Origin of the sequence: Pseudolysinimonas sp. (assembly GCF_039912695.1) — a bacterium.
In the GTDB taxonomy this organism is placed as follows: Bacteria; Actinomycetota; Actinomycetes; order Actinomycetales; family Microbacteriaceae; genus Pseudolysinimonas_A.
The window spans coordinates 174,873-197,901 of record NZ_JBDSPJ010000002.1 but is presented as its reverse complement, the minus strand read 5'-3'; the positions used below and the strand labels follow the sequence as shown (position 1 = coordinate 197,901).

Here is a 23,029-nt window from a genome sequence, read left to right as displayed (position 1 = left end):
TTCTCGCGATCGTTCCCGCGGCGGTCGTCGTCGTGTTCGCTCACCTCGGTGCCCGTCGTCGCGCCGACGGCTCCTCTCGAGGGCGGCTCCTTGCCGCTGCCGCACTCGCGGTTGGCTACCTGCTCGTGCTGATGTGGGGCAACCGACTGCTCGTCACCCTCGTGATCGGGTCGACGTCCGGGATTTCTCGACCTTCGTGCAGAACAATTTCTGGTGGGCGTAACACGCGGGTCGCGGTTTGGCCGCACTCAGGGCATCGGCTAGAGTCGAACCCGCACGCGCAAGCGGGCAAAATGCGGATGTGGCGCAGTGGTAGCGCATCACCTTGCCAAGGTGAGGGTCGCGAGTTCGAATCTCGTCATCCGCTCGAGTGAAAGTCTCACGGTGCACCTCCGGGTCGCCGCACACATGGTGGCGTGGCCGAGAGGCGAGGCAGCGGCCTGCAAAGCCGTCCACACGGGTTCGAATCCCGTCGCCACCTCACTCACCGAAAGCCGGCAGCCAGCCGGAGACGGGCGATTGGCGCAGCGGTAGCGCGCTTCCCTGACACGGAAGAGGTCACTGGTTCGATCCCAGTATCGCCCACCAAGAGCAGCCCCGGGATTCCGGGGCTTTTCGCATTTCCGAGACCCGCGAGGCGCGGCTCTATCTTGCCCAGAAGTGCCCAGGCGGAGCGCCTCAACAATCTTCGCGGAGCCCACTCAATGATCGCCCGCCGCACCTCATCGCGGAGGGCGGCGCTGCGGGCTCGGTCGGTCGCCCGATTGGCTTGCGCGAGGCTGACGATTGCCACGACGAGAGCGATCGCGGCAATCGCGCGGGAGAGGGGGTCTATCTGCACGACCGACATGCGGTGGGTAGCGGCCCGGCAAGAGCCGGAGTCAGCGGAGGAAGCCGCCGTCGCTGTTCAGCAGTTGCCCGGTGATCCATGCACCCTCATCGGACAGCAAGAATCGCACCAAGTTGGCCGTGTCCCGCGGAGTGCCAAGTCGACCTAGTGGCTGACGGGACAAGAGCGAAGCTCGATCGTTCTCGTTCATCCATCCGGTGTCGATCGGGCCCGGATTGATGAGGTTGGCAGTAATTCCCCGCGTGCCCAGCTCTCCGGCCGCGGCCAGAACTATGCGGTCCAGCGCTCCCTTGCTGGCACCGTAAGGGAGATTGAAGACAACGTCGTCGCTCGTTAGCGCGACGATGCGTCCGGCCACCGGCCTGAGCTCGGCGAAGGCACGGATAAGCAGCCAGGCCGCACGAGCATTCACAGCGAAGTGTCTGTCGAAGCTCTCCAGGGTGGTGTCCATGATTGAGGAATCCGCGCTGTGGGAGTGCGAGATTACGAGCGCGTCTAGCCCGCCGAGCTCCTCCGCCGCCCGAACGACGACTTGTGCTGGTACCTGAGGATCGGCCAGATCTGCTTCGATTCTGACGACAGTCGCTCCGGCAGCAGTCAGGTTTGATTTCAACTCATCGATGTCGCCGAGGCTCCCGCCGTAAGCAGCTTCACGGTCATAGGGAGTCCACGTGGTGAGAGCAAGGTTCCATCCGTCGTTGGCTAGGGTCAGCCCAATGCCGTGAGCGATGCTGGTTGCGCGGCCCGCCCCTGTAAGCAATACCGCTTTCCGCCGAGTCACGCGTCAAGCCTATCTACGGCTGCTGATCGCGAATCGTTTGCGCAGCGCGCGGCTGGCGGCCGCGCTTAGAGTGCTGTCGTGGCTGACGAGGAAGCGCCCACCGGCGATGTCGATGAACTCGACATGCTGCGCCGAGTCGCGTACTCGCGCTCGGGGACCGAAAACGATCGTCGGCGTCTCGCCGAGTTGGAAGACGTTCACCGAGTCTCGGCCGAGCTCCCCACCACGGCGCCCGGGCCTGTTGAAGCATTCGGTGCCGAGGTCGAATCCGACGAGAACCCGCCGCACGCGGCGACTGAACCTCCGCGCCGATTGATCACCCCACGTCACCTGGTCGCCGCCGCAGTCGCGGGGCTCGCCGTCGGCGCGGTCGTGACTGCAGGTATTTCCATGCAGACGGCTCAGCCCGGAGCGGGCGCCTCCCCGACACCGGATGAGGTCACGTCCCTCGCGATCTTCGACCGGGATGCGGCGGCTGCCGACGATCCCGCCAACCTCCTCATCCCGCTCGACCACGTGTTGCCCGGCGGAACCGAGGACGCCCAATTGCGGTGGCTCGGCGCGGTCGACGGCAGCACGGTGTACGCCGCGCGCGGCACCCTGAACGGTGAGACGACAGTGTGTTTGATCGTGCAGCAGCTGACAGAGTCGGGGGCGAGCTGTGCCGAGGCGGGTGACTTCGCCATCCGCGGGGTTCGCCTGGCTACTTTCGGCCTCGACTTTCGCTGGGGGCCACAGGGCACCGAGATGTGGTTCGTCGAGGACCCAGCGGCCGCCCCCACATCCCCGCCGGCGCCGAATCCGGCGAATTACCTTTCCGGCGACCGCACGATGGGGCCGTGACCACGATCGATCCTGAGGAAGTCACGCGCCTCCGGCTGCGCGCGTATTCCCGCGGAGGAACGGATGCCGACCGCCTCCGCCTCGCTGAACTCGAGTCGGCGCCCGCGGTAAATCAGGTCGACGAGATTCCTCCGGGGAACGAGCCGAGCGATGAGAACGCCCCGGATCCGCAGGAGACCCGGGCCGCGCCAGCATCCACTCGACGTCGGCGGGTCGCAATCGCGGCGGTAGCGGGCGTGATCGTCGGTGCGTCGGGTGTCGCGCTCGGCACGACGCTCATGCCATTGACCGCGCCGATACTGCCGACCGAATCCCCGACACCCGTCCCGGTGCGGGTGGTCTCATCCGACGACCTGCCGTCGCTGAGTGTGTTCGAACGTGAGGCGACCGCGCACGACGATCTCGGCGGAGGCTTCAGCGTCACCGACTGGTTCGACGACCGCCTCACCGACATCGACGTGCGGTGGATCGGCTCCGACGAGACCGCGACGGTTTACGCGGTACGGGGGATGGATGACGGCGTCCCTCAGGTGTGCGTGATCGTGATGCGAACTCTCGAAGGCACGTCACGTTGCGTTCCGGAGACTCGGTTCCTTGCCGATGGCGTCGAGTTCTCGGGAATGGGTCTCCAGGTGCGCTGGGGTCCGACCGGCACCGGGCTCTGGGTGCGCGTTTCCTAAGGCGCGCCGCGCGGCCCCTAGGCGGGGTCTTGCCGACCGATCCCGTGGGGTACACGATGGACCTATGGCACGGGGGGTGCCCTCAGCGCAGAGCGTCGCTTTTGCGGAGCTGCTGCTCAACTCGGGGCTTATTACGCGGGAACAACTCGAGTTCGCGCGCGCCGCGAAAGCGCGCACCGGGTCGCACATCGACGAGGTGCTGATCAGCCTCGGGATGATCTCAACCGACGAACTGCGCAGCGTGATGGCCCGCGCCTGGGGTCTCCCGGTCGTCGACCTGACCACGACAAGTCGCGACGACCAGCTGATCCATCGCTGGTCGGGCCAGCAGATGCTCGCCGAGAACTGGATGCCGTTGCGGCGCGACTCCGATGGCGTCATCCGGGTTGCCACAGCGCGGGTGCCCGATGAAGCCCGCCGCGCCCATATTGAGTCCGTGATCGGTGCTCCCGCGCGTTTCGTGGTGGCGACCTCCTGGGACATCCGCAATCTGCTCCTCACGGTCTTCCACAAGGCGATTGCCGACGAAGCCGCCAACGAGCTGTTTCGGCAAAACCCGAAGCTGTCGGCTCGGCAGGTGTTCTCACGCGGACAAAAGATCGGCTTCATCCTGATCGCGCTCGTTGGTGTCGTCTCACTCGTCATCTGGCCCGTGGCGACGGTCATCACCGTTCTCACGATCGTGAGCGTCGCTTTCCTGGCGAGCACGATTTTCAAGTTCTTGATCGCGATGCGCGGAGCCAGGTACGACGTCGTTGAACGGGTATCCCGTGAGCAGGTCGATGCGCTTCGGGATGTCGACCTCCCGAAGTACACAGTGTTGGTGCCCGTCTTCCGCGAGGCCAACATCGTGCCTCAGTTGGTCAGCAATCTGGGCAACATCGACTACCCGGCCGACAAACTCGAGGTGCTCGTGCTCATCGAGGAAGAGGATCACCTAACGCGCGAGGCCTATCTGGGGTCGAATCCGCCGCCGCATTTCCATCTCGTGACCATCCCGAAGGGCACACCGCAAACCAAGCCGCGCGCGTGCAATGTCGGGCTGTTCTTGGCGTCCGGCGAGTTTCTGGTGATCTACGACGCCGAAGATGCACCGGATGCCGACCAACTCAAGAAGTGCATCGTCGCGTTCCGCAGGGGCGGCGCGAAGACCGTGTGCGTGCAGGCGGCGCTCAACTTTTTCAACGCCGACGAGAACGTGCTCACCCGCATGTTCACGCTCGAATACAACTATTGGTTCGACTACATGCTTGCCGGGCTCGACGCGGCCGATCTGCCGATCCCGCTGGGCGGCACGAGCAATCACTTCCGCACGCAGGCGCTGATCGAACTGGGCGGCTGGGACCCCTACAACGTGACTGAGGATGCCGATCTCGGCATCCGTGCCAGCGCGATGGGCTTCAGGGTCGGGGTCATCAACTCCACGACGATGGAGGAAGCCAATACGTCGATTCCGAACTTCATTCGCCAACGCAGTCGCTGGATCAAGGGCTACATGCAGACGTCGTTGGTGCACGCCCGCCGGCCGCTCGCACTCATCCGAGAAGTGGGTCTTCGTCGATTCCTGAGCTTCGTGCTGCTCATCGCGGGCACGCCGGTCACCTTCCTTGCGGTGATCCCGCTCTACGTGGTCACAGCCTTCACGATCTTCATCCCGACCCAGTGGCTGGAGCCGTTCTTTCCGGTCTGGCTGCTGTGGATCACACTTCTGAACTTTGTGATCGGCAGTTCCGTCATGGTCTACCTGTCGATGATGGGACCGTACAAGCGGGGAACATTCGACCTGATCCTGTGGTCGCTGCTCAACCCCGTGTACTGGATTCTGCACTCCCTCGCCTCGTACAAAGCGCTCTGGCAACTGCTGTTCAATCCGCACTACTGGGAGAAGACCGAGCACGGCCTCACCCACCAGACACGCGACCATGCCGAACAGCCGCCGGGGGTGGTGGCGTCATGAGTTTGACCAACCACGCGCTGCCCGAAACCCCCGCGCGTCCCGTGCGCCGCACCTCCCGGCGGGCCTCGCGCACGCGACTCGACGCCTTCCCGCGCGATCCGTTCGTGCGGTGGGCGCTGCGCCTCGCCCTCGCGGTGCCGTACCTCCTGATCGCGTGGATCGGAAACGCCACAACGGCGGCTCAGAGCCTCAACACCCCGAATCAGCAACTGCTCGATCACATTGCGACCATCCCGTGGGATCGGGCAGACCCCGACTGGATCAGCCAAATCTCGCCGCCGATTTCGACCCTGCTCGCCACCATCATCCCGGGTGGCCGCGCTGGCCTCGCGGTTGCCGGAGCGCTCGTGGCGGGCATCTTCTTGCAGAAGCTGATCGAGATCATGGTGCAGCGCCGCTTCCCTCGGCCCACGACCGTCATTTTGACGCTCGCGGTCGGCGCCAATCCGCTGTTCGCGTACACGGCGGTTGAGAACTTTGCCGCATTCATGGGCTTGGCATTGTTTGGCATTGCCGCATCCGACGTGGTGCGGTTTGTGGCGTGGCGCAATACTCGGTCAGGTTTCCGCGCGGGCATGCTGCTGATGCTGGCCACCCTCACTGACCTGAGCGGGATCGTCTATGTCATCACTGCGGCACTCGCCACACCGTTCGTTCGGCTTGCCCGGTCGGATCAGAAGGGCGCTCGATGGGCGAACGTTCTGGTCATCGTCTATCCCACTGTTGCCGCAGTGGGCGCGATTTTGGCGCTCAATTGGATATTCACCGGCACCGTTCTCAATCCGCTCAGCCGAGGGATCCTCGTGGGCACGTCTAATCGTTTCGCCCATCTGGGCGACGTCCTTCTCAGTTTCAACGGCCTCCTGCTCGTTGCACCGGTGGTGAGCGCCTGGCTGATTGCGCTGATCGTGCGTCGGCGCGCGGCGATCGTCGTTTCGACGCTCGTTTTCATCGCCGTGCTCGGGTCGTATGTGCTCGGGTTGATCCCTTCCGGGTCTGCCGGAAACACCTTCATCCTGATGACGGTGATGATCATCGCCCTGATCCCGACCGCAAAAGAGAAGTTGCCCGCGGCACTGGTCGACATCGTGGCTGGTCTGCAGATCGTGATCGCGTGGGTCACAGCCTTCAATCGCGAGATCGTGATTTCGTGGATGCACACGCTGACTCAGGTGTTCGGCGGAATCGGTAGCTGAGGGCAGCCCGTGGCGTTGAGGTCGCGCCACTATCGTTGAACGGTGAGTGAGCAGACCGGGTTCGACCTCTTTCCCGACCGCTCCGTCGTCGCGATCCGCGTCAACGGAGACCTGAAGGACAAGGCGAGCCTCGTCACGACAACGGATGTCGTGGAGTCCGTCGCCATCGACTCGCCTGACGGCCTCAACATCCTGCGGCATTCGACCGCACACGTGATGGCGCAAGCCGTGCAAAAGATCAACCCCGACGCGAAGCTCGGCATCGGCCCGCCGATCACCGACGGCTTCTACTACGACTTCGATGTCGCGACCCCCTTTACTCCCGACGACCTCGTCGCGATCGAGAAGGAGATGGACCGCATCATCCGGTCGGGCCAACGTTTTCAACGGCGGGTCGTCACCGAAGCTGAGGCGCGCGCCGAACTTGCGGGGGAGCCGTACAAGATCGAGCTGATCGGCCTCAAGGGTCACGTCGGCCACGGCCAGGGATCGGGCGACGACAGCGAATCAGTCGAGGTCGGTGGCGCCGAACTGACCATCTACGACAACGTCGACCGCGAGGGCGTGACGGTCTGGAAAGACCTGTGCCGCGGCCCGCACGTCTCCAACACCGGCGCGCTCGGCGTTCACAAACTGCAGCGGATCGCGGCCGCCTACTGGCGCGGGTCGGAGAAGAACCCGCAGCTGCAGCGCATCTACGGCACGGCGTGGCCCGACAAGGGAGCGCTCAGGGACTACCTCGAGCGCCTCGAGGAAGCCGCGAAGCGCGATCACCGCAAACTCGGCAAAGAGCTCGACCTGTTCTCGTTCCCCGAAGAGATCGGCTCGGGGCTGTCGGTCTGGCATCCGCGTGGGGGCGTCATCCGTCAAGAGATGGAGCAGCATGCCCGTACGCGCCACATCGCCGCGGGCTACACCTACGTCTACACCCCGCACATCAGCAAGCAGGATCTGTTCCTCACCTCGAATCACCTGGTGACGTACAAGGAGGGCATGTTCCCGCCGATCCGCATGGATGAGGAGGTGGATGCCGAGGGCAACGTCACCAAACAGGGCGTCGACTACTACCTCAAGCCGATGAACTGCCCGATGCACATCCTGATCTACAAGGAGCGCGCGCGCAGTTACCGCGACCTTCCGATGCGGCTGGCCGAGAACGGCACGGTCTACCGCAACGAGCTCTCCGGCGCGCTGCACGGACTCACCCGGGTGCGCGGTTTCACGCAGGACGACTCGCACCTTTTCGTCACCCCCGACCAGCTTGAGGCCGAGACCACCAAGGTCCTGGACTTCGTCATTTCGATGCTGCGCGACTTCGGCCTCGACGACTTTGAACTTGAACTCTCGATGCGTGACGACGAGAAGTCGAAGTGGATCGGCTCCGACGAGTTCTGGGAATACTCGACCGATGCGCTGCGCCAGGTCGCGAAGGCGTCGGGGCTGAAGTACACCGAGGTTCCCGGCGAGGCGGCCTTCTACGGCCCCAAGATCGACCTCAAGACTCGGGATGCCATCGGCCGCGTCTGGCAGCTCTCGACCGTTCAGGTGGATGTCAACCTGCCTGAGCGCTTCGAGCTGGAGTTCACCGACAAGGACGGCACGAAGAAGCGGCCGATCATGATCCACCGGGCACTGTTCGGGTCAATCGAGAGATTCTTCGCCATCTTGCTCGAGCACTACGCCGGCTCGTTCCCGGTGTGGCTGTCGCCGGTTCAGGTGGTCGGCATCCCGGTTGCCGAGGAGTACGCCGACTACCTCGGCGAGATCCTCGACCGGTTGAAGATCGAGGGCGTGCGGGGCGAACTCGACGACTCCGACGAGCGGATGCAGAAGAAGATCCGCAACCACACTCTGATGAAGGTCCCGTTCCAGCTGATTGCGGGGGAGAAGGACCGGGATGCCGGCACCGTCTCGTTCCGGTTCCGGGACGGGACCCAAGACAACGGGGTCGCGATCGACGAAGCCGTGCGTCGCATCCATGAGGCCATCGACACGCACGCGCAGGTCTGACGTGCCTGAAGTTCACCCGGACGCCGTGCCGTCGGACGCTGTGCCCGCCGACTACGACGGCACGGTCTATCGCGACGCCGAGCCGTCGTCGAACTTCGCCGGCATCCCCGACGGTTTTCAGCGACTGTGGACTCCACACCGCATCGCCTACATCGAGAAGGGGCAGCCAGCACCGGGGGACGAATGCGTCTTCTGCACGGCGCCGACCCTGAGCGATGAGCAGGCGCTGATCGTGTATCGAGGCGTGAGCGCGTACGTCATCCTGAACCTGTATCCGTACAACAGCGGCCACCTCCTGGTCGTGCCCTACCGTCACGTTGCGACGTATGACGAGGCGACCCCCGAGGAGGTCGCCGAGATCGGTAGCCTCACTCAGGCGGCCATGCGTGTGCTGACGGCGACCTCGCATTGCGATGGGTTCAACATCGGAATGAATCAGGGAGCGATCGCTGGCGCGGGCATCGCCGCGCATCTGCACCAGCACCTGGTACCGCGGTGGGCGACCGACGCAAACTTCTTCCCGATCATCGCGCACACCAAGGCATTGCCGCGGCTGTTGGGTGAGGTGCGGGATGAGCTCGCGGCCGCCTGGCCTGCAGCCACGCTGTGACCGGTGGCACCGGATGCCTCTCCGAGAACGAACGTAGAATCGACGGTTATGAGTACGACTGAGACTTCCCCGGCTGTTGCCGGCTCTGCTGGCCAAGAACTGGGAACGAGTCGCGTCAAGCGCGGACTCGCCGAGATGCTCAAGGGCGGCGTGATCATGGATGTCGTCACCGCTGACCAGGCGAAGATCGCCGAGGATGCCGGGGCCGTCGCGGTTATGGCACTCGAGCGCGTCCCAGCCGACATTCGCGCCCAAGGCGGCGTTGCCCGCATGAGCGACCCCGACCTGATTGACGCCATCATTGCGGCCGTCTCGATTCCGGTGATGGCCAAGGCGCGCATCGGGCACTTCGTCGAGGCGCAGATCCTGCAGCAGCTCGGTGTCGACTACATCGACGAATCCGAAGTTCTCTCCCCGGCTGACTACGTCAACCACATCGACAAGTGGCCGTTCACCGTGCCGTTCGTGTGCGGGGCGACCAACCTCGGTGAGGCGCTGCGTCGCATCACCGAGGGCGCGGCGATGATCCGGTCCAAGGGCGAGGCCGGCACCGGCGACGTCTCGGAGGCGACCAAGCACATCCGCACCATCCTGGGCGAGATCAACGCCCTGAAGTCGAAGAGCAAAGACGAACTGTATGTCGCCGCGAAAGAACTTCAAGCACCCTACGAACTCGTTGCAGAGGTGGCGGCAAGCGGCAAGCTGCCCGTCGTGCTATTCACAGCCGGGGGCGTCGCGACGCCCGCCGATGCCGCACTCATGATGCAGCTCGGGGCTGACGGCGTGTTCGTCGGGTCGGGCATCTTCAAGGCAGGCAACCCGGCCGCACGGGCCGCCGCGATCGTGAAGGCAACAACCTTCTTCGACGACCCGGCCGAAATCGCTGCCGCATCCCGCGGACTCGGCGAGGCGATGGTCGGCATCAACGTCGCCGACATCCCGGCGCCGCACCGCCTTGCCGATCGTGGCTGGTAGCGGCCCCAGGGTAGGAGTCCTCGCCCTCCAAGGCGATTTCCGTGAGCACCTGCTCGTGCTTAGAGAGCTCGGCGCGGATGCTGTGCCGGTGCGTCGCGAACGTGAACTTGACGACGTAGCTGGCCTCGTCATCCCCGGCGGCGAGTCAAGCGTGATGGACAAGCTGACCCGCATGTTCGGGCTTGCTGAACCGCTCAAGGCTCGCATCGCCGCAGGAATGCCCACCTACGGCACCTGCGCCGGGCTCATCATGTTGGCCGACACCGTTCGGGATGCCATCACCGGACAGCAAACCCTCGGCGGGCTCGACATCGTCGTGCGTCGCAACGCCTTCGGCAATCAGAACGAGTCCTTCGAAACCGATATCGCCGTTGCTGAGCTCGGTGAGCCGCCCGTGCACGCTGTATTCATTCGGGCGCCTGTCGTCGAATCGGTCGGTCCGGCGGCCCGGGTTCTTGCAACGCTCGACGACGGCCGGGTCGTCGCGGTGGAGCAGGGCAACATCTTGGGCACCGCGTTTCACCCCGAGATCACGCACGAATACCGGTTTCATGCCAGGTTTCTCGAGCGCTTCTGAGCGACGGGCAGTGCACAATAGCCGCCTCAACCTGCCGATAGGCTGATTCCACGACAACGTGGGAAAGGCGAATGACATGACTGAGGTTGCACCCGAGGCCGCACCGGCCGCTAACTTGCCCCCGGCACCGCCCCCTAGCGTGCCCCCCGCACCGGCCGCTAGCGTGCCCCCCGCACCGGCCCCCGATGCGGCGGCAGTTGCCGCACCGACTGCCCCCTCCCTTGGCAAGAAGCTCCGTCTTCCGCTGATCATCGGTGGCGCGGTGGTCATCGTCTTGGTCATCGTGGCCGTGATCTTGGTCGCCGTTCTGGGCGGCAGCCGTGGGCCGGCGCAGGCTGCAAACGACTTGATTCGGGCCGTCCAGACTGGTGACTGCAAGCTTTATGTCGCCGTGACAACCGAAAACTTCCGCGGCGGCTCGGTCTCCGCCGATGACTGCGAGAAGGCCGGGGGCTTTAGCGCTGGCAACACGATCAACTACACGTTCGTCATCTCCAGCACTGACATCTCGGGGAGCACGGCGACGGTAAAGGGAACTTTGACCGTCTCCGACAAGACCGATCCCACGACCCAACCCATTACGAGCCCAGTGACGTTCACCGTGATCCAAGAGGGCGGAACCTGGAAGGTCGACAGCACGCAGTGACTTACGGGCCTGCGACGGCCAGAATCGGGGAATGAAGATCTACTCCGATTTCGCTGGCCGTCGCACCCGTCAGATCATTGCCGATATCGCGGCAATCTTCTCGATCGGACTGTGGGTCTGGTTCGGCATCACCGTGTTCACCCTGGTCGAGAACCTCGCATTTTTCGGCGTGAAGATGGAGGAGGCCGGCGCGGGGATTCAGATCTCCATGTCGAATCTCGGAGAGTCGCTCGGGTCGGTGCCGATCATCGGCCCGGGCATCCGGGTGCCGTTTGACGGGGCGAGCGCTGCGGGTGGTGCGCTGGAGGCCGCCGGTCAGGCACAGCAGGATGCCGTGCTGCAGTTGGCGATCACTCTCGGGATCGGCATCCCGTTGCTTCCGGTCATCACGATTCTGCTGATCTGGTTGGTGCCGCGAATCATGTTCATTCGCAAAGCCAGCCGCGCCAAGTCAGTCGTCAAAGCTCCAGCCGGAATGGATCTGCTCGCGCTTCGGGCGCTGACGACTCAGAAGCTCTCGTCGATCACGAAGATCGATGCGGATGCCCTGGGCGCGTGGCGTCGGGGCGAACCCGAGGTCGTGCGGCGGCTCGCGCAGCTCGAATTGCGCTCCTCGGGAGTGCGGTTGCACGAAGGCTGAGGTCGTCGTCAGAGGGTGTCGGTGCGCAGCGTCACATCGGCCGGTACTGCGGATGCGATGGCGCGGAATTCGGGCGACCGACGGATGAGCCCCTCGAACTCAGCCGAGGCACTCGGGTCGAAACACCAGTCCTGCCCGCGGCCGAGGGCGCGACGCGCGGGCGTCCAACGGTAGGAGAGCCCGAGGGTTAGCTGCACGATGGGCTGGTCGTCGCCATCCCGAATCAGTTGACGCGTGAGGTCGGCAACGAAGCGGGTGCCGTCGGCATCCGGTCCCCACTGCCAGAGCAGCCCGTCGCCGTCGTCGGGCAGCGACGTGTGTTGCGCTCGGGCCGATCGGTAGAACTCGGCGACAGTGGTCACGGCGGCGCCAATCTTCAGTCCGTCGAGCGGAAGGGCGATCTCAACCAGGTAACGTCGAAAGGCGTTCTCAGCGAGAGCGATACGGAACCAGCGGGCGACCACCCGTCGGAGCCTAGGGCGGACGAGTCTCGAGCCGCCAGCTAGAATTGGGGCCGGTTTCAGGGCGGCAGTGAAGGAGCACCGTGAGCGGGCATTCCAAGTGGGCAACCACGAAGCACAAAAAGGCCATCATCGACAGTCGGCGCGCGAAGTCGTTCGCCAAGTTGATCAAGAACATCGAGGTCGCTGCCAAGATCGGCGGCGCCGACATGGCGGGCAATCCGACCCTGTTTGAGGCGGTGCAGAAGGCCAAGAAGACCTCGGTTCCCAACGACAACATCGATCGTGCGATCAAGCGCGGAGCGGGCATCTCGGGCGAAAGCATTGACTATCAGACGATCATCTATGAGGGCTACGGCCCGAACGGCGTCGCGCTGCTGATCGAGTGTCTGACCGACAACAAGAACCGCGCGGCCGCCGAGGTGCGCACGACGATGTCACGCAATGGCGGCACGATGGCTGACCCGGGCAGCGTCGCCTACAACTTCCACCGCAAGGGTGTCATCTCGATCACCAAGATCGCGACCGTTAGCGAAGACGACATCCTGCTCGCCGTTTTGGATGCGGGGGCTGAGGAGGTCATCGACCAGGGCGGCGGATTCGAGGTCATCACCGATCCCTCGTCGCTGGTGGGCGCGCGTTCGGCCCTGCAAGATGCCGGCATCGACTACGACTCCGCCGAGGCCGAATTTGTCGCGACCGTCACGGTCGAGGCCGACGCTGACACGGCCCGCAAGGTCTTTCGACTCATCGACGCTCTTGAAGACAGCGACGACGTGCAGAACATCTTCACCAACATCGAGGTGTCTGCCGAGGTGCAGGCGCTCCTCGACGACGAGGACGACTGACGCAGCGTCTCCGCGCGCCGTTCCGACGTCGACCCCGCGTGTTGCTCGAAACTATGTACTAATAGTCCGGTAGCTTAAACGGGTGCGGATTCTCGGAATCGACCCGGGCCTGACCCGGTGTGGCGTCGGGGTCATCGACCTCGCTGCCGGCCGCCGGGTGACCTTCGTGCACGCCGGCGTCATCCGCACCCTGCCGACCGACCCTCTCGAGGAGCGTCTGCTCGCCGTCTCGAGGGGAATCTCCGAACTGCTGAACGAATTTGCCCCGGATGCCGTTGCCGTCGAGCGAGTCTTCGCCCAACACAATTTGCGCACCGTCATGGGCACCGCGCAAGCCAGCGGAATCGCGCTCTCCCTCGCGGCCGACCGCGGGCTCACCGTGGGGCTGCACACTCCCAGCGAGGTCAAGGCTGCGATCACCGGTTACGGCGCCGCCGCGAAGCAGCAGGTCGGGACGATGGTGATGCGTATTCTCGGACTGGATGCCATCCCGAAACCCGCGGATGCGGCCGACGCCCTCGCGCTCGCGATCTGCCACGGCTGGCGCGGAGGCTTCGATGCCACCGCGTCGCGGGCTGCTCAGCCTGTGACGTCGGGGGAGACCCCGGCACAAAGGGCGTGGCGCGAAGCCGAGCGTAGGGTGGCGAGGTGATCTGGTCGTGATTTCTTCGGTGCGCGGCACGGTACTTAGCATTTCGGCAACGGGCGCAACAGGGTCTCTGGTGGGCGTCGAGGTCGGCGGAGTCGGGTACGCGGTGCAGGTCACCCCGCACCTCGCTCTCACGCTGCGCGTCGGGCAGGAAGCGCGCATCCACACCGCCCTGATCGTGCGTGAAGACGACATGAGTTTGTACGGGTTCGCCACGACCGAAGAACTCGACATGTTCGACCTCCTGCGCGGAGTATCGGGGGTGGGCCCGAAGTCGGCCCTCGGCGTTCTCGCGACCCTCAGCCCCGACCAGATCGCGGCCGCGGTCGCGACCGAAGACGACGCGCCGTTCCGCAAGGTGTCGGGGATCGGACCCAAGACCGCGAAGCTCATCGTCGTGTCACTCGCGGGCAAGATTGTCGCGCCCAGCGGGGTGCGAGCGTTGGCGCCCACGACCTCCAGCACGGCACAGAATGTGGTCGCGGCGCTGGTCGGCCTCGGCTGGAACGAACGTGTTGCCGTCCAGGCGGTCGACGAGGTCATTGACGCGGCGACCGAAGACGGTTCCCTCGCCGTTCCTGCCCTCCTTCGGTTGGCGCTGGCACGCCTCAGCCCCCAGCAGGTGCGTCCGTGAGCGAGTTGCCCGGCACGGAAGACGACGCCATCGTTCGACCCGCCGTGGAGTCTGAGGCAGAACTTGCCTTTGAGGGGGCGCTGCGTCCGCGGTCGCTCGCCGAGTTTGTCGGGCAAGTGAAGGTTCGCGGCCAGTTGCAACTGCTGCTCGACGCGGCTGCGATCCAAAATCGCACGCCCGACCACATCCTGCTCGCCGGTCCGCCCGGGCTCGGCAAGACGACACTCGCGATGATCGTCGCGCATGAGAGCAATCGGCCGTTGCGCATGTCGAGCGGTCCGGCGATCCAGCACGCGGGCGACCTCGCGGCGCTGCTCTCGTCGCTCGTACCCGGCGAAGTCTTGTTCATCGACGAGATCCACCGCATGGCGCGTTCGGCCGAAGAAATGCTGTACCTCGCGATGGAAGACTTTCGCATCGACATCATGGTCGGCAAAGGCGCGGGCGCTACGAGCATTCCGCTCGACCTGTCACCTTTCACGCTCGTCGGCGCGACCACCCGCTCCGGCCTGCTGCCAAACCCGCTCCGCGATCGCTTCGGCTTCACCGCCAACCTCGAGTTCTACGACGACACCGAACTCGATGAGGTGCTCGCGCGGGCGGCGCGGATGCTCGAACTCGACATCGAGGCGGGGGCCCGGCACGAGATCGCCACCCGCAGCCGCGGTACCCCGCGCATCGCAAACCGCCTGTTGCGGCGCGTACGCGACTACGCGTTGGTGCGCGGCTCTGCTGACGCACCAGCACAACAGAGCCGGGGCGGAGGAGCGGGCCGGGCAGACATGTCCGCCGTTCAGGCGGCTCTCGAGCTGTATGACGTCGACCCGATCGGGTTGGATCGCCTCGACCGCGCCGTGCTCGAAATGATCATCGCGCGCTTCGACGGCGGCCCGGTGGGGCTGGGCACCCTCGCGGTGAGCGTCGGCGAAGAGTCGGAGACGATCGAAGCCGTTGTCGAACCTTTCCTGGTGCGAATCGGGATGATCACCCGCACCCCGCGCGGCCGCGTTGCGACCCGCCGCGCCTGGGAGCACCTCGGGATGAAGCGGCCGGAACAGGGGATGCTCTTCGGCGATGACATATGATGCATGGGGTTCGCGCAGCCCTCAGTTCTAGGCTGGTCCCGCGAATCCCCTGACACTTTGGAAGGCTCCACCGCTCATGCCGGACTTGACTTCGTACGCCCTCATCGCCGTAGCCGGCGTTCTTATCGTCTTCATGTTCCTCAGCTCGCGTCGACGTCGTCGCCAGGCTGAAGATCAGCGCGCCAAGATCGTTCCCGGCGTCGAGATCATGACGAGCCAGGGCATCTACGGGATGCTCATCTCGCTCGACCCCGAGAAGAACGAGGCGATCATCGAGACCACGCCGGGCACTCGCCTGCGCGTGCACAGCCAGACGATCGCGAAGGTCGTTGACGAACCCGTCGCCGACGAGAGTGCCGACGAGGCCGAGATCCTCGAAGAATCCGGCGCGATGCTCAACGAGAGCAGCGTCAAGCCGATGGGCGAGCCTGAGTACGGCGAGCGCACCGCGAAGCCGAAGACGACTCGCCCGCGCAAGAAGGCCGCCGAGTAGTCGTTATTCTTGGATGTTGGCCTGGCTCGTTCAGGTCGATCTGAGGTGCGCGATGTCGTGCGCCGCGAAACGTAGAAAGTAGAGGCGCGTGGCCACGAAGTCGTCGACGCCCGTCCGTAAGGCCGGTCGTTCGCTCGCTTGGCTGGGGGCGATTATCGTCGTGCTCGCGGGCATCATCGGCGGCGGTGTGCTCTGGGCCGGCTGGGATCCCACGCCGAAACTCGCCCTCGACCTCGAGGGTGGAACGCAAATCATCCTCGAGCCGATTGTGGTCAACGGGCAGGATCCGTCGACGGACCAGCTCAACCAGGCCGTCTCGATCATCCGACAGCGCGTCGACTACGCGGGAACCTCCGAAGCAGAGATCGGCCTCCTCGGCAAGAACATCGTCGTGTCGATCCCCGGTATCCCCGACCAGGCGACGCTTGACCGCATTCAGGCGGCGTCGAAGCTCGAATTTCGCCCGGTGCTTCTCGCCGGACAGCCCTCGACCTCGTCGATCGGAGGCGGTGCAACGCCGTCGCCGACGGATCCCGCCTCGCCGAACCCAACAGACGGCTCAACAGGCACGGCAAGCGCGACCCCTGATCCTGGGTCGACACCGTCTATCGCCCCAACCGACGACAGCGACCTCAACTGGGTCACCCCCGACCTGCAGGCCCAATACGATTCCTTTGATTGCTCGAGTCTGGTCTCGGCCGAGACCAACGCGGCCAACCCTGACCTGCCGCTCGTCACCTGCGAAAGCGACAGCTCGATCAAGTACCTTCTCGGCCCCGTCGAGGTGAGCGGCGAGACCATCTCGAATGCCACCGCCGGCACCGTTCAGGGCTCGAGCGGCGTCACCTCCAACACGTGGGCCGTCAACATCGTCTTCGATGGAACCGGCACGACGCAGTTCGCCACCGTGACGGAGCGGCTCAACAAGTTGCGACTCGCGAACGCGTCGCCGCGCGACCAGTTCGCGATCGTGCTCGACGGTCGGGTCATTTCGGCGCCGGTGACCAAGTCCTCGATCGTCGACGGCAAGCCTCAGATCACGGGCAACTTCACGCAGGAGACCGCGACCGAACTGGCGAACCAGCTCAAGTTTGGTGCGCTACCTCTGAGCTTCACGGTGCAGAGCCGCGACACCATCGACTCAACTTTGGGTAAGAGCCAACTCGTCAGCGGCCTGGTCGCGGGCGGCATCGGCCTGCTGCTCGTCGTGATCTACTCGTTCTTCCAGTACCGGGCGCTCGCCTCGGTGACGATCTCGTCGCTGGTGATTGCCGCGGCGATCACCTACGGGGTCATCACGATCGCGGCTCAGCACTACAACTACCGACTCTCGTTGGCCGGTGTGGCTGGCCTGATCGTCGCGATCGGCTTCACCGTCGACTCGTTCATCGTCTACTTCGAGCGCATCAGGGATGAGCTCCGTGACGGCCGTGGACTCGTCGGTGCCGTCGAGGCCGGCTGGAAACGCGCGCTGAGAACGATCTACGCCGCCAAGGGCGTCACGATGCTGTCGGCGATCGTGCTGTACATCTTCGCCGTCGGCAACGTCCGCGGGTTCGCACTCACCCTCGGCATCACCGTCATCATCGACGTTCTCGTGGTCGTGCTGTTCACGCATCCGATGCTTCAGTTGCTCGCAACAACGCGGTTCTTCTCGTCGGGTAACCCGTTGAGCGGTCTTGATCCCGACGCCCTCGGCGCGGTCTATCGGGGGCGTGCCGAGTTCCGCACTTCGGCCGATGCCCGCCGCGGAGGCGCGAGCCGCGAGGCTGGCATTCGCCAGACGATCGCTGAACGCAAAGCAGCTGAGTCCGAGGGGAAGAAGTAATGGCCAACGGACTCACCAGGTTCGGTAACGACCTCTACACCGGCGAACGCTCGGTTCCGTTCATCCCGATGCGTCGCATCTGGCTGACGATCGGCGCTGTGCTGATGCTGCTCGCCATTGCGGTGCCGTTTATCCGCGGCGGCGGTAACCCCGCCGACGGCTTCAACTTCGGCATCGAGTTTCGCGGTGGTTCGCAGTTCACGGTTTCGGCGGCCTCATCAACGAACCCGTCGGTCGCTGAAGACGCTGTTCATTCGGTCGTCGCCGCCGTGGGTGTTCACGTCACCACGGTGGGAACCGACGGCGTGCGCGTTCAGACTGATCAGCTCACCGATCCCCAGACTCAGGATGTCGCCGCGGCGCTGAAGAAGGCGTACGACACCGAGACGGTCACCTCGTCGTTCATTGGACCCACCTGGGGTGCTGACATCACCCGGCAGGCCCTGATCGGGCTCGCGGTCTTCCTGTCGCTCGCCCTGATACTGATGGCCATCTACTTCCGCACCTGGAAGATGTCGCTGGCCGCAATCCTGTCGCTCATCCACGACCTCGTCATCACGATCGGCGTCTACGCCGCAACTGGCTTCGAGATCACCCCGGCGGCGGTCATCGGGTTCCTGACGATCCTCGGCTTCTCGCTCTACGACACCGTCGTGGTGTTCGACAAGATCCGCGAAAACACCTCCGAGCAGGGTGACGAGTCGACGCGTACCTTTGCCGAAACGGTCAACCTCGCCGTCAACCAGACGCTCGTGCGCTCGATCAACACCGGTGTCGTGGCGGCACTCCCGGTCGCAGCGATCCTCTTCATCGGGTCGTTTGTGCTGGGTGCTGACACGCTGCGCGACATCTCGCTCGCGCTCCTGGTGGGAACCGTCATCGGCACCTACTCGACTCCGTTCATCGCCTCGCCGCTGTACGTGATGTTCCGCCAGGGCGAAGCGAAGGTCGCGGCGCGCGACAAGCGCACCTTGACCCTTCGGGCAAAGTCCGCGGTCTCCGCGTAACGCCAGGCGTCCGGCGAGTGAATCGCCGGATAACTAGACTCACTCCATGACGGAGACGCAGGCGCCGGGAACGGCATCTCTGCGCACTCTGTTGCCGCGCATCTTCTCGCGGGCACAGCCCGTCGGAGCTGTCGACCGCCTGCTGAAGACGGTTCGCACGCATCATCCGAAGGCTGATATCGCCATCATCGAGCGCGCCTATGCCGCTGCAGAGAAGGCGCACTCCGGCCAGAAACGTAAGAGCGGCGAGCCGTACATCACCCACCCGGTGGCAGTGGCGCAGATTCTCGCGGATCTCGGAATCGGACCCAAGACCCTGGCGGCCGCGCTGCTCCACGACACCGTCGAAGACACCGACTACACGCTCGACATGTTGCGCGCCGAATTCGGCGACGAGGTCGCGATGCTCGTCGACGGTGTGACCAAGCTCGACAAGCTGAAGTACGGCGACAGCGCTCAGGCCGAGACAGTACGCAAGATGGTCGTCGCGATGAGCAAAGACATCCGGGTGCTGGTCGTCAAGCTGGCCGACCGTCTGCACAACGCACGCACCTGGGGTTTCGTGCCCGAAGAGTCGGCCCGCCGTAAGGCGCAGGAGACCATCGAGATCTACGCCCCGCTCGCGCACCGCCTCGGCATCCAAACCATCAAGTGGGAACTCGAAGACCTTTCGTTCGCGGTGCTCCACCCCAAGCTCTATGTCGAGATTGAGAGCCTGGTACGCGACCGCACGCCCCAGCGCGAAGAGTTCGTTCAACAGGTGATCGATGCGGTCAACGACGATCTGAAGTCAGCGAAGATCAAAGGCCAAGTCGTCGGACGGCCGAAGCAGTACTACTCGATCTACCAAAAGATGGTGCTGCGCGGTCGGGAGTTCACCGAGATCTACGACCTCGTCGGCATCCGTGTTCTGGTCAACAACATCCGCGATTGCTACGCGGTGCTGGGGTCGATCCACGCACGCTGGAACCCGATTCCTGGTCGCTTCAAGGACTACATCGCGACCCCGAAGTTTAACCTCTACCAGTCGCTACACACCACGGTGATCGGGCCTAAGGGCCGTGCGATCGAGATCCAGATCCGCACACCGGAGATGCATCAGCGCGCCGAGTTCGGTGTCGCGGCGCACTGGAAGTACAAGGAGCGGATGAACTCCGGGCGGGGTGACGCCAGTCGCACCGAAGAAGGTGTGAAGTCCAACGACACCGAGATGGCGTGGCTTGCGCACATCAGCGACTGGCAGTCCGAAACCGAGGATGCGGGGGAGTTCCTCGACAATCTGCGTTTCGAGATCGGCGCAAAAGAGGTCTACGTCTTCACCCCGCAAGGGAAGGTCATCGGCCTCCCCGCGGGTGCGAGTCCGGTGGACTTCGCCTATGCCGTGCACACCGAGGTCGGGCACCGCACGATGGGCGCGAAGGTCAACGGCCGGCTCGTGCCGCTTGAGAGCGAACTCTCCTCCGGTGACGTTGTCGAGGTGTTCACCTCGAAGAACCCCGATGCCAGCCCCAGTCAGGACTGGCTGAACTTCGTCAAGAGCCCGCGCGCGCGCAACAAGATCCGTGGCTGGTTCACGAAGGAACGCCGCGAAGACGCGGTCGAGCAGGGCAAGGATGCGATCGCGCGTGCGATGCGCAAGCAGAACCTGCCGCTGCAGAAGCTGATGAGCTCGGATGTTCTCGCCGAGGTCGCTGCCGGGTTGCGCTACGACGGGGTCGAGTCGCTCTACGCGGCGGTCGGCGAAGGTCATGTCTCGCCGCAATCGGTGCTCGAGAAAGTCGTCTCCTCCGTGCAGTCCGAGGCCGAGGCAGACGAAGCCGAGGTCCCGTTCACCCCGAAGGGGCGCGCACGGCAACTACGGCCGAGCGACTCGGGTGTGCTCGTGCGCGGGGCGCCCGACATCCTGGTGAAACTCGCCAAGTGCTGCACGCCGGTACCGGGTGACGACATCCTCGGGTTCGTGACTCGCGGTTCCGGCGTTTCGGTGCATCGAACCGATTGCACGAACGTCGTCGCGCTGCGCGATGAAGAAGGTCGCATCATCGAGGTCGAGTGGGCGCCGACGTCGTCGAGCATCTTCTTGGTGCAGATCCAGGTTGAGGCGCTCGATCGCGCTGGGCTGCTGTCGGACATCACGCGGGTTCTCGCCGAGAACCACGTCAACATCCTCTCAGCGAGCGTCTCGACCTCGTCAGACCGCCTGGCGCTCTCGCGCTACGTCTTCGAGATGGGTGACACGGTTCATCTCGATCGCCTGCTGAACTCTGTACGGCGCATCGACGGTGTGTATGACGTCTACCGGGTGTCTACGGCGTAAGTCTGAGTGAGCGCCGCTTTCAGGTTGGCTTTCGCTCGATTCTTGGCCGGGATGCCGGGGCGGGCTTCCAGCGCAGCAAGACAGTCGACGAGGTGGAGACCCGCGATCGCCGCGAGCTGAGCCACAATCAGCGGCCGGAAGGGTTCGTCGAATCGTGCCAGGTCAATCACGGTTCGCACCGGAGTCGTCACGCGCACGCCGTCGAGCTGGATCAGATCGCCGTCGTCGTAGACCACTTCGCGCACCTTGGCATGTTGATCGGGCGACAGACGTGCCCGGGCGTCGGGGGTGACGGCGAACCGCGGGCTCAGTGGTCGCACAGGCACGCCCCAAATCCAAGCGGCAGTGTCGAGCTCGGCGATCAGCCGACTCGAGCGAGCACCGAGCACCGATCGGGCTCGGTGCGGCGGGCTCTCCAGTTCGCCAATTAGGCAATACGCGTCGGCGAGCGGGTACAGCTCACCGTCAAGTCGGGCAGCCTGTAGTTCAACCCACGACAGGTCGGCCGCAAACAGCACCGAGGGGAGGGCTGACGCGGAAGGCACTCCCGGAGGGTGTCACGACTCGCGCTGCCGCGAGGGCGTCCGCTGCAGTTCGGTGGATGGCCGGGCCTGTGGAGAACCCGGTCCAGCGGTCGGACTAGCCGAGCGCGCCGAGCAACAACTTGCGAGACGCGAGAGCCTCTTGAGCATCCTTGATCTTGCGGGTATCGCCAGCGGCAGTCGCAGCAGCCAGCTCCTTCTCGAGCTTCTCGATCGCGCCGGTCAGTTGCGCCGCGAGCCCGGATGAACGGGCTTGCTTCTCGGGGTCGCTCTTGCTCCAGTGGTCGTCGTCGAGTTTCTTGACGGCGGCTTCCATCTGACGCATCCGGTCTTCGACCGCACGCAGGTTGTCGCGCGGGACCTTGCCGATCGCATCCCAGCGGCGTTGGATTCCCAGCAGCGCCTTCTTGGCCTGCTCACGATCACTCGCCGTCAGAAGCTTCTCGGCCTCGGTCAGCAGTTCGAGTTTCTGCTCGAGGTTGCCGGCGAATTCTTCGTTCTCTTTGGCGTCGACTTCGGCCTTCGCGGCATACAGGGCGTCGCCCGCGGCTTTGAACTTCGCCCAGAGTGCGTCGTCGACCTTCTTGCCTGCGCGACCTGCGAGTTTCCACTCATCGAGCATCCGGCGGTAGTCGGGAATCGCCGCGGCACCGTTGCCCGCCAAAGCCTCGGCCTTGTCGATCAGTTCTTGCTTGCGGCCGCGAGCTTCTTTGTGAGTGCTGTCGAGGTCCGCAAAGAAGGCCTTGCGGTGGGTCTCAAGGTTGGTGCGCGCGGCGCGAAAACGCTTCCAGAACTCGTCGCTCACCGGTTTCGGCAGGCGAGGGCCGTCTTTCTGCGCGGCTTGCCAGCGTCCGAAGAGTTCGTCGAGCTGAGTGGATACCTGCTTCCACTGTGCCTTGGCAGGGTCTTGAGCGGCGAGGGCTTCTACCTGCGCCACCAGCACCTCGCGTTCAGCGATGGCGGCATCGACAGCGGCGCGCGCCTCGGCGGACTGCTTTTCGGTGAGTTCGCCGATGCTTCCGGTGAGCTTCCCCAGGCGTTCGGTGAGAGATGCGAGGTCGCCTACAGCGTTGGCGCCCGAGATGGACTCGGTCAGCGACGTGATCGCTTTCGACACGTCGGCAGCGGGCGCGCCACCGCGGACGCGCTGTTCGAGCAGCACGACCTGGCCCTGCAACTCGACGAACTTGCGCTCGAAGTAGGCCAGTGCTTCTTCGGGGCTCGCGTCAGGGTAGGAGCCGACGGCGCGTTCGCCATCCGTCTCACGGACGTACACGGTGCCGTCGTCGCCGACGCGACCCCACGGTGCCTGTTCGTTCGCCACTGCCGTTCCTCGCTGTTGAGAAGCTGTCCGGTTGCCGCCCGGACCCGAATCAGCCTATTGCACCCTCAGACCGGGT

At 64.6% G+C, this 23,029-nt stretch carries 22 protein-coding genes and 3 tRNA genes; 21 read left to right on the top strand and 4 right to left on the bottom strand.

Going from position 1 to position 23,029, the window contains the following annotated elements; genetic code table 11:
• Window positions 1-295 precede the first annotated feature (295 nt).
• The 3 genes from ABIR17_RS01070 (at window position 296) to ABIR17_RS01060 (ending at window position 588) form a co-directional block, all read left to right on the top strand.
• Window positions 296-367: transfer RNA gene (locus ABIR17_RS01070), tRNA-Gly, on the top strand.
• 43 nt (window positions 368-410) lie between these two features.
• A tRNA-Cys gene (locus ABIR17_RS01065) sits at window positions 411-481 on the top strand.
• 32 nt (window positions 482-513) lie between these two features.
• Window positions 514-588 (top strand) — tRNA-Val (locus ABIR17_RS01060).
• Window positions 589-881: 293 nt separating this feature from the next.
• Here ABIR17_RS01060 and ABIR17_RS01055 read toward each other — a convergent pair.
• On the bottom strand, window positions 882-1,631 hold the full coding sequence (locus tag ABIR17_RS01055; RefSeq protein ID WP_348002496.1) for an SDR family oxidoreductase: 750 nt from the start codon (window positions 1,629-1,631) through the stop codon (window positions 882-884).
• A 78-nt stretch (window positions 1,632-1,709) separates the two neighbouring features.
• Between ABIR17_RS01055 and ABIR17_RS01050 the strand changes: the two genes are divergently transcribed.
• From ABIR17_RS01050 to ABIR17_RS01005, 10 genes are all read left to right on the top strand, one after another.
• Window positions 1,710-2,474: a hypothetical protein gene (locus ABIR17_RS01050; protein ID WP_348002495.1), complete on the top strand. Its 765-nt coding sequence runs from the start codon at window positions 1,710-1,712 to the stop codon at window positions 2,472-2,474.
• Window positions 2,471-3,154 (top strand): hypothetical protein, encoded by a 684-nt coding sequence (locus ABIR17_RS01045; RefSeq protein ID WP_348002494.1) that lies wholly within the window; start codon window positions 2,471-2,473, stop codon window positions 3,152-3,154. The genes ABIR17_RS01050 and ABIR17_RS01045 overlap by 4 nt, the downstream gene beginning before the upstream one ends.
• Window positions 3,155-3,218: 64 nt before the next feature.
• Window positions 3,219-5,111 carry a glycosyltransferase gene (locus ABIR17_RS01040; RefSeq protein WP_348002493.1) on the top strand — a complete coding sequence of 631 codons (1,893 nt, stop codon included), beginning with the start codon at window positions 3,219-3,221 and terminating at the stop codon, window positions 5,109-5,111.
• Window positions 5,108-6,307, top strand: coding sequence for a hypothetical protein (locus ABIR17_RS01035; protein ID WP_348002492.1), 1,200 nt, complete (start codon window positions 5,108-5,110; stop codon window positions 6,305-6,307). Before ABIR17_RS01040 ends, ABIR17_RS01035 begins: the two co-directional genes overlap by 4 nt.
• 42 nt (window positions 6,308-6,349) lie before the next feature.
• Window positions 6,350-8,317, top strand: a complete 1,968-nt coding sequence (thrS, locus tag ABIR17_RS01030; protein WP_348002491.1) for a threonine--tRNA ligase — start codon at window positions 6,350-6,352, stop codon at window positions 8,315-8,317.
• 40 nt (window positions 8,318-8,357) lie between these two features.
• Window positions 8,358-8,927: an HIT domain-containing protein gene (locus ABIR17_RS01025; protein ID WP_348002562.1), complete on the top strand. Its 570-nt coding sequence runs from the start codon at window positions 8,358-8,360 to the stop codon at window positions 8,925-8,927.
• A 48-nt stretch (window positions 8,928-8,975) separates the two neighbouring features.
• Window positions 8,976-9,902, top strand: a complete 927-nt coding sequence (pdxS, locus tag ABIR17_RS01020) for a pyridoxal 5'-phosphate synthase lyase subunit PdxS (RefSeq protein WP_348002490.1) — start codon at window positions 8,976-8,978, stop codon at window positions 9,900-9,902.
• A complete protein-coding gene (gene pdxT, locus ABIR17_RS01015; protein WP_348002489.1) occupies window positions 9,892-10,479 on the top strand; it encodes a pyridoxal 5'-phosphate synthase glutaminase subunit PdxT in 588 nt (195 codons plus the stop codon). The genes pdxS and pdxT overlap by 11 nt, the downstream gene beginning before the upstream one ends.
• A 163-nt stretch (window positions 10,480-10,642) precedes the next feature.
• Window positions 10,643-11,125 carry a nuclear transport factor 2 family protein gene (locus tag ABIR17_RS01010; protein ID WP_348002488.1) on the top strand — a complete coding sequence of 161 codons (483 nt, stop codon included), beginning with the start codon at window positions 10,643-10,645 and terminating at the stop codon, window positions 11,123-11,125.
• A 31-nt stretch (window positions 11,126-11,156) separates the two neighbouring features.
• Entirely contained in the window at window positions 11,157-11,765 is a 609-nt protein-coding gene (locus tag ABIR17_RS01005; protein WP_348002487.1) for a hypothetical protein, read from the top strand.
• Between the two features lie 8 nt (window positions 11,766-11,773).
• Here the strand turns inward: ABIR17_RS01005 and ABIR17_RS01000 are convergent, their stop codons facing one another.
• Window positions 11,774-12,229: a hypothetical protein gene (locus ABIR17_RS01000; RefSeq protein WP_348002486.1), complete on the bottom strand. Its 456-nt coding sequence runs from the start codon at window positions 12,227-12,229 to the stop codon at window positions 11,774-11,776.
• Between the two features lie 80 nt (window positions 12,230-12,309).
• On the opposite strand from ABIR17_RS01000, the gene ABIR17_RS00995 reads away from it, so the two are divergent.
• The 8 genes from ABIR17_RS00995 to ABIR17_RS00960 all read left to right on the top strand — a co-directional run bounded on the left by ABIR17_RS00995 (window position 12,310) and on the right by ABIR17_RS00960 (window position 21,087).
• Window positions 12,310-13,074, top strand: coding sequence for a YebC/PmpR family DNA-binding transcriptional regulator (locus ABIR17_RS00995; RefSeq protein ID WP_348002485.1), 765 nt, complete (start codon window positions 12,310-12,312; stop codon window positions 13,072-13,074).
• An 82-nt stretch (window positions 13,075-13,156) separates the two neighbouring features.
• A complete protein-coding gene (gene ruvC, locus ABIR17_RS00990; RefSeq protein WP_348002484.1) occupies window positions 13,157-13,726 on the top strand; it encodes a crossover junction endodeoxyribonuclease RuvC in 570 nt (189 codons plus the stop codon).
• Between the two features lie 7 nt (window positions 13,727-13,733).
• Complete coding sequence (ruvA, locus tag ABIR17_RS00985) at window positions 13,734-14,357, top strand: Holliday junction branch migration protein RuvA (RefSeq protein WP_348002483.1); 624 nt, start codon at window positions 13,734-13,736, stop codon at window positions 14,355-14,357.
• Window positions 14,358-14,386: 29 nt separating this feature from the next.
• A complete protein-coding gene (ruvB, locus tag ABIR17_RS00980) occupies window positions 14,387-15,442 on the top strand; it encodes a Holliday junction branch migration DNA helicase RuvB (RefSeq protein ID WP_348002561.1) in 1,056 nt (351 codons plus the stop codon).
• A gap of 76 nt (window positions 15,443-15,518) precedes the next feature.
• Window positions 15,519-15,935 carry a preprotein translocase subunit YajC gene (locus ABIR17_RS00975; RefSeq protein ID WP_348002482.1) on the top strand — a complete coding sequence of 139 codons (417 nt, stop codon included), beginning with the start codon at window positions 15,519-15,521 and terminating at the stop codon, window positions 15,933-15,935.
• A gap of 88 nt (window positions 15,936-16,023) precedes the next feature.
• Window positions 16,024-17,763 (top strand): protein translocase subunit SecD, encoded by a 1,740-nt coding sequence (secD, locus tag ABIR17_RS00970; RefSeq protein WP_348002481.1) that lies wholly within the window; start codon window positions 16,024-16,026, stop codon window positions 17,761-17,763.
• Window positions 17,763-18,770 carry a protein translocase subunit SecF gene (gene secF, locus ABIR17_RS00965; RefSeq protein WP_348002480.1) on the top strand — a complete coding sequence of 336 codons (1,008 nt, stop codon included), beginning with the start codon at window positions 17,763-17,765 and terminating at the stop codon, window positions 18,768-18,770. Before secD ends, secF begins: the two co-directional genes overlap by 1 nt.
• A gap of 46 nt (window positions 18,771-18,816) precedes the next feature.
• Window positions 18,817-21,087, top strand: a complete 2,271-nt coding sequence (locus tag ABIR17_RS00960; protein ID WP_348002479.1) for a bifunctional (p)ppGpp synthetase/guanosine-3',5'-bis(diphosphate) 3'-pyrophosphohydrolase — start codon at window positions 18,817-18,819, stop codon at window positions 21,085-21,087.
• On the opposite strand, the gene ABIR17_RS00955 is transcribed toward ABIR17_RS00960, so the two are convergent.
• Window positions 21,066-21,632 carry a hypothetical protein gene (locus ABIR17_RS00955; protein ID WP_348002478.1) on the bottom strand — a complete coding sequence of 189 codons (567 nt, stop codon included), beginning with the start codon at window positions 21,630-21,632 and terminating at the stop codon, window positions 21,066-21,068. The genes ABIR17_RS00960 and ABIR17_RS00955 overlap by 22 nt on opposite strands.
• A gap of 94 nt (window positions 21,633-21,726) precedes the next feature.
• Window positions 21,727-22,953, bottom strand: a complete 1,227-nt coding sequence (locus ABIR17_RS00950) for a DUF349 domain-containing protein (RefSeq protein WP_348002477.1) — start codon at window positions 22,951-22,953, stop codon at window positions 21,727-21,729.
• Between the last annotated feature and the right edge of the window lie 76 nt (window positions 22,954-23,029).

Coding starts and splice junctions, on each gene's coding strand:
- ABIR17_RS00960 (WP_348002479.1), top strand. CDS start 18,817: ATGACGGAGACGCAGGCGCCGGGAACGGCATCTCTGCGCACTCTGTTG.
- ABIR17_RS01040 (WP_348002493.1), top strand. CDS start 3,219: ATGGCACGGGGGGTGCCCTCAGCGCAGAGCGTCGCTTTTGCGGAGCTG.
- ABIR17_RS01035 (WP_348002492.1), top strand. CDS start 5,108: ATGAGTTTGACCAACCACGCGCTGCCCGAAACCCCCGCGCGTCCCGTG.
- ABIR17_RS01005 (WP_348002487.1), top strand. CDS start 11,157: ATGAAGATCTACTCCGATTTCGCTGGCCGTCGCACCCGTCAGATCATT.
- secF (WP_348002480.1), top strand. CDS start 17,763: ATGGCCAACGGACTCACCAGGTTCGGTAACGACCTCTACACCGGCGAA.
- pdxS (WP_348002490.1), top strand. CDS start 8,976: ATGAGTACGACTGAGACTTCCCCGGCTGTTGCCGGCTCTGCTGGCCAA.
- ABIR17_RS00975 (WP_348002482.1), top strand. CDS start 15,519: ATGCCGGACTTGACTTCGTACGCCCTCATCGCCGTAGCCGGCGTTCTT.